The sequence below is a fragment of the Accumulibacter sp. genome, assembly GCF_031732815.1.
Classification (GTDB): Bacteria; Pseudomonadota; Gammaproteobacteria; order Burkholderiales; family Rhodocyclaceae; genus Accumulibacter.
This window is the reverse complement of record NZ_JAVMKF010000133.1, coordinates 22,057-28,056: the sequence shown is the minus strand read 5'-3', so window position 1 is coordinate 28,056 and position 6,000 is coordinate 22,057. Positions and strand designations below refer to the sequence as shown.

Here is a 6,000-nt window from a genome sequence, read left to right as displayed (position 1 = left end):
AACTCTATCGCGGCGCCGAGTACGTGGTCGATTTTCTGCCCAAGGTCAAGATCGAAATTGTCGTCAGCGATAGCGGCGTGGACCCGGCGATTGATGCGATTGTCAAGGCGGCGCGCACCGGCAAGATCGGCGACGGCAAGATCTTCGTCAGCACGGTTGACCAGGTCGTTCGCATCCGTACTGGCGAACTGGACGAAGCGGCGATCTGACGCTGCAGCTACCACCAGTGGCAAGGCTCCGTGCGCCTTGCCCCGCTACTCGCGCGGCTGGTGGTACCGACCGCGCCGGCGCCAGGCAATCGCCAACGCCTAACGCGGTTGTCCGCTCCCCTTGAGCAGCACCCATAGCGCACCGTCGCCACCGTCGCTCGGCGGTGCATGACAGAAAGCCAGCACATCCCGACAGCGACCCAGCCAGCTCTTGACCAGGCGACGCAGGACCGCCTCGCGCCCCGGCGAGCCGTGTCCGCGGCCATGCACGATGCGCAGGCAGCGCTTGCCGGCAAACAGCGAATCGCCGAGAAAAGCCGTCACCTCGGCGTGCGCCTGATGGCGATTCAAGCCGTGCAGGTCGAGGTGATCCTGAATGCACCAGCGCCCTCGCCGCAAGTCGCGCAGGATCGCGCGCGGCAGGCCGGGGCGCAGAAACGAGTCGGCCCCGCCCAGGTCGAGCCAGTCGTCGACCGCCAGCGGCGCATGCAGCGCTTCGCCGAGCACGGCGGCTTCGTCGATTTCGCGCTGACGCGGACGCGGGCTCGGTTTTGGCGGGTCGAGCAAGACGCGCCCTCCCCGACGCAACGGAGTCGCGCCGTCGACGGCGGCGAGAAAAGCGGCCAAGTCATCCGCGCTGGGCTCTGGCCATCGCTTGTTCATGCCTGGCACCGGGATAAGCGTGCAGTTGGCTCGTCGCGCAAGCCGGCTCGGACTGGCGTGCCGCCGGTTGTCGCCGGCCGCCGCGCGCCCGGCCGTCAGCCGCTCAAACCAAGGCCATCGAGGTAGCGCTCGGCGTCGAGCGCCGCCATACAGCCGCTGGCGGCCGAGGTACAGGCCTGGCGGTAGATGTGGTCCTGCACGTCGCCGGCAGCGAAGACGCCGGGAACGGATGTCGCGGTCGCGTTGCCGTGTCGCCCCCCCTGGGTAATCAGGTAACCGCCGTCCATCGCCAACTGGCCGACGAAGAGATCGGTGTTCGGTTTGTGGCCGATGGCGATGAAGACGCCGAGCAAGGGAATGTCTTCGAGCTTGCCGCTCAATTTGTCCTGCAGGCGAATCCCGGTCACTCCGGACTGATCGCCGAGAACCTCTTGCAGCGTGCAGTTCCAGCGAATCGTCACCTTGCCCGCGCGCTCGCGGGCAAAAAGCTTGTCGTGCAGGATCTTCTCGCCGCGCAGCTTGTCGCGCCGGTGGACGAGAGTCACGTGGCTGGCGATGTTGGCCAGGTAAAGCGCCTCTTCGACCGCCGTATTGCCACCGCCGATGACGGCCACCGGCTGGTTGCGATAAAAGAAGCCGTCGCAGGTCGCGCAGGCGGAAACGCCACGCCCGGCAAACGCTTCTTCGGACGGCAAGCCAAGGTACTGCGCCGAAGCACCGGTGGCGATGATCAGCGCATCGCAGGTATAGGTCGCGCTATCACCGATCAGGACAAAAGGCCGTTCGCCAACCTGCGCCGTGTGGATGTGATCGAAAATGATCTCGCTCTCGAAGCGCCGCGCGTGTTGCTCGAAGCGCTGCATCAGTTCCGGCCCCTGCACACCGTGCACGTCGCCCGGCCAGTTGTCGACGTCGGTCGTTGTCATCAGCTGCCCGCCCTGCGCCATACCGGTGACCAGAACCGGCTGCAGATTGGCGCGCGCCGCGTAGACGGCGGCAGTGTAGCCGGCCGGACCCGAACCGAGAATCAACAGACGACAGTGGCGGGGGGTTGAGCTCATTCTGAATTGCTCCCTCGAAGTGGGTAACTGGGCAACGGCGGCGTGACGGCGCGGCGAACAGCCGGTCGGCGCACCACCGGCAACGCAGCGCACGATTGTAAGCGACGGCTGCCCACTGGCAAAGTGCGCTGGCAGACGCCCACGCCAGCGTCAGGCGGCGGCGACCGGTGGCCTGCCAGGGCGCCGGCGCCGGCTTTTTCTCGCAGATCTGAGAAGTGCATTATAATCGCGGCGCAAACCCTTGATAGCACTCACATCAACTAATGAGAGAATGCCAATGAACACGCAGGTCGAGCAGCCCAGGAGAGGACCAAGCCTGATATTGCTGCACAGCATTCCGATTTTCGCCGGAGTTCCGGATTCCCAGCTCGAACAGATTGCCAAAGTCGCCTTCCACCGCCGCGTCACGCGCCTGACGACAATCGTGCGCGCCGGCGACAGCACCGATTCGCTCTACGTACTGATCAGCGGCGGTGCCAAGGTCCTGAACAGCGACGAAGAGGGGCGCGAAGTCATCCTCACGCTGCTTGGCCCGGGCGAATTCTTTGGCGAAATGGGCCTGATCGACGGCAGCCCGCGCTCGGCTGACGTCGTCGCGACCGAAACCTGCGAGTTGCTCGTCATCACCAAGAACGACTTCAAACGCTGTCTGGCCGAGAACTTCGATCTTTGCTTGAACATCATGAAGAGTCTCGTCCAGCGCCTGCGCGAAGCCGACCGCAACATCGAGAGCCTGGCGCTGCTCGACGTCTACGGGCGGGTTGCCAAGCTGCTGATCGACTTTTCCGAAGACGAACGCGGCCGGCGAGTAATCAAGCGCCGACTGACCAAGCAGGACATTGCCAAGATGATCGGTGCCTCGCGCGAAATGGTCAGCCGGGTTATGAAGGACCTCGAAAACCGCGGGTACTTCCGCGTCGAGGAAGGCCGCATCGTTCTCACCGACAAGGATGCGCCGACGCCCAGCGCACCCGGCCGGCAAAGCTGACGCTGCGGTGAACCGTCCTGCTGCGATCCCGCTGATGGCCTTCTTCAACAGACTCACCGGCAAGACGAGCTCGAGCTCGCGTGCCGCCAGCAATCCTCTGCCCGAAAAGATCGCGCTGCTGCTGCAGGAATCGCGCTGGCTGATCCTGATCGTCATCGCCGGTTTTCTCGCGCTTTCGCTCTGGGGCTACCACCGGGCCGACCCCGGCTGGTCGCACGCCGTGCATGCGCTGACCCTGCACAACCCGGCCGGCCGTAGCGGCGCCTGGCTGGCCGATCTGCTGCTGGCCATTTTCGGTCTTTCGGCCTGGTGGTGGATTGTCCTGCTGCTTGCTTTCGTCTGGTGGGGTTACCGCAGTCTGGATGGCCGGCAGACGGGCGACCGCCGCCCGCTGCTGATCGCGCTGAGCGGTTTCCTCGTCCTCCTTGGCGCCAGCAGCGGGCTCGAAACGCTGCGTTTCTACACGCATTCGGCGCCGCTGCCGGTCGGCCCGGGCGGCATCCTCGGCCTCGAAGTCGGCGCCTTCGCGGTGCGCTACCTCGGCTACACCGGTGCCACGCTGACCCTTTTCGCCCTGCTCGTTCTGGGTTGGAGCATCTTCACCGGAATGTCGTGGATCACCGCTGCCGAACGCTGTGGGACGCTGCTCGAGCAAGGCGTCTTGGCTCTGCGCGACCTGCTCGATCGCTGGCGCGACCGGCGGATTGGCCGTGAAATCGCGCGCGAGCGCGAAGCGGTCGTCGAGGTCGAAAAGCGAAGGGTCGAGACGCATGAACCGGTGCTCATCGAAACACCGCCCGAGATCAGCGCTCCGCCGCCTTTGCCGCCGAAGGTCGAAAAGCGCATCGAACGCGAACGCCAGGCTGTCCTCTTTCCGGAAGCGGTCGTCGGCGGCATGCTGCCGCCCCTGCACCTGCTCGAACCGGCACCACTGCATACCGACAGCGTCAGTCACGAGACGCTCGAATACACCTCGCGCCTGATCGAGCGCAAACTCGCCGATTTTGGCGTCCAGGTTACGGTGACCGCAGCCTACCCCGGCCCGGTGATCACGCGCTACGAGATCGAGCCCGCGGTCGGCGTCAAGGGGGCGCAGATTCTCAATCTGGCGAAGGACCTGGCACGCTCGCTGTCGCTCGTCTCGGTGCGCGTCGTCGAGACCGTCCCCGGCAAGTCTTCGATGGCGCTCGAACTGCCCAACCCGAAGCGGCAGACCGTTCGCCTGCTCGAAATCATTTCCAGCCGGCAGTACAGCGACCTCAACGCCCCGCTGGCGATGACCCTCGGCAAGGACATCGGCGGCCAGCCGGTGGTCGTCGATCTGGCCCGAATGCCGCACCTGCTCGTCGCCGGGACGACCGGTTCGGGCAAATCGGTCGGCATCAACGCGATGATCCTCTCGCTCCTCTACAAGTCCGAGCCCGACCTGGTACGCCTCATCCTGGTCGACCCCAAGATGCTCGAGCTGTCGATCTATGAGGGTATCCCGCACCTGCTGGCGCCGGTCGTCGTCGATATGAAGCAGGCAAGCAACGCGCTCAACTGGTGCGTCGCCGAGATGGAAAAGCGCTACAAGCTGATGTCCGCGATGGGCGTGCGCAACGTCTCCGGATTCAACCATCGCGTGCGCGAAGCCGAAAAGGCCGGCGAGAAGATCCCCAATCCGCTTTCGCTCACCCCTGAAACGCCGGAGCCGCTGGCGGTTCTGCCCTACATCGTCGTCGTCATCGACGAACTCGCCGATCTGATGATGGTTTCCGGCAAGACGGTCGAACAATTGATCGCCCGTCTGGCGCAGAAAGCGCGTGCCTCGGGAATCCACCTGATTCTAGCCACGCAGCGACCTTCGGTCGACGTGATCACCGGCCTGATCAAGGCCAACATCCCGACGCGCATTTCGTTTCAGGTTTCGTCGAAGATCGATTCGCGCACGATTCTCGACCAGATGGGCGCCGAAGCGCTGCTCGGCCAGGGCGACATGCTTTTCCTGGCGCCGGGTACCGGCTATCCGACGCGCGTGCACGGCGCTTTCGTCGCCGATGACGAAGTGCATCGCGTCGTCGACTATCTGAAGAAGGTTGGTACGCCCAACTACGTCGACGGCGTACTCAGCGGGGGTGACGAAGGCGGCACCGGCGCCAGCGGTGGCGAGGGCGGTGGCAGCGAGACCGACGGTGAGGCCGACCCGGTGTACGACCAGGCAGTCGAAGTCGTCCTGAAGAACCGCCGGGCGTCGATCTCGCTCGTTCAGCGCCACCTGCGCATCGGCTACAACCGTTCTGCCCGCCTGCTCGAAGCCATGGAGAAGGCCGGACTCGTTTCGGCGATGGACCCGCGCGGCGGACGCGAAGTCATCGCGCGCAAGGAAGACGAATGAGTCACCGGTGGCGCCTTGCCGGCGTCGTTCTCGCCGCGCTGCTCACTGCCCCGCATGCCGTGCAAGCCGGTGCGATCGCCGACCTGCATCGCTTCCTGAGCGGCACGCGCACGCTGCGCGCCGACTTCGCGCAGACCGTCGTTGCGCGTAACGGACGCAGCGTGCAGACGGCGAGCGGCGTCATGATGATTGCCCGTCCGGGCAAGTTCCGCTGGCAAATCGACCAGCCCTACAGTCAGTTGCTCGTCGGCGACGGAGAAAAGGTCTGGATGCACGATCCCGAGCTGCGCCAGGTGACGGTGCGCAAGGTCGGCGCCGCGCTGGGTGGCAGCCCGGCTGCGCTGCTCGCCGGCGACAACACGATAGAGAAGAATTTCAGCCTGCGCGAAGAGGACAAGCTCGGCGAGACAAGCTCGCGCCACGCCGACGACGGCATCGCCTGGCTGGAAGCCCGGCCAAAAACGGCGGACAGCGGATTCGAGAAGATCCGCCTGGGTTTCGCCGCGCACGAGCTGAAACTGATGGAACTGCACGACAGTCTCGGCCAGACGACGAAGCTCAGCTTCAGCCGTCTGGAGCGCAACCCGCGCCTGCCACCGACGCTTTTCCGCTTCGTTCCCCCGGCCGGCGCCGACCTCCTCGGCGAATGAAGCGGCCCGACCTACGTGCGCTGGCGCCGGTGGGCGGCAGCGGCTCCCGTCA

At 65.3% G+C, this 6,000-nt stretch carries 6 protein-coding genes; 4 read left to right on the top strand and 2 right to left on the bottom strand.

The genetic code is table 11. The features are described from left to right. Positions 1-209, top strand: a 209-nt coding sequence (locus tag RKP46_RS09480) for a P-II family nitrogen regulator (protein ID WP_311106419.1), incomplete at its 5' end; no start/stop codon positions are given. A 99-nt stretch (positions 210-308) separates the two neighbouring features. On the opposite strand, the gene RKP46_RS09475 is transcribed toward RKP46_RS09480, so the two are convergent. Both RKP46_RS09475 and trxB read right to left on the bottom strand, forming a co-directional pair. After that, entirely contained in the window at positions 309-872 is a 564-nt protein-coding gene (locus tag RKP46_RS09475) for a Smr/MutS family protein (RefSeq protein ID WP_311106418.1), read from the bottom strand. A 95-nt stretch (positions 873-967) separates the two neighbouring features. Then, positions 968-1,933 carry a thioredoxin-disulfide reductase gene (gene trxB, locus RKP46_RS09470; protein ID WP_311106417.1) on the bottom strand — a complete coding sequence of 322 codons (966 nt, stop codon included), beginning with the start codon at positions 1,931-1,933 and terminating at the stop codon, positions 968-970. Between the two features lie 277 nt (positions 1,934-2,210). On the opposite strand from trxB, the gene RKP46_RS09465 reads away from it, so the two are divergent. Genes RKP46_RS09465 through lolA form a run of 3 tightly spaced genes read left to right on the top strand, consistent with a single transcriptional unit; the run spans position 2,211 to position 5,948 of the window. Next, positions 2,211-2,921, top strand: coding sequence for a Crp/Fnr family transcriptional regulator (locus RKP46_RS09465; RefSeq protein WP_311106416.1), 711 nt, complete (start codon positions 2,211-2,213; stop codon positions 2,919-2,921). A gap of 34 nt (positions 2,922-2,955) precedes the next feature. Further along, on the top strand, positions 2,956-5,298 hold the full coding sequence (locus RKP46_RS09460) for a DNA translocase FtsK 4TM domain-containing protein (RefSeq protein ID WP_311106420.1): 2,343 nt from the start codon (positions 2,956-2,958) through the stop codon (positions 5,296-5,298). Continuing rightward, positions 5,295-5,948, top strand: coding sequence for an outer membrane lipoprotein chaperone LolA (lolA, locus tag RKP46_RS09455; protein ID WP_311106415.1), 654 nt, complete (start codon positions 5,295-5,297; stop codon positions 5,946-5,948). Before RKP46_RS09460 ends, lolA begins: the two co-directional genes overlap by 4 nt. Positions 5,949-6,000 lie beyond the last annotated feature (52 nt).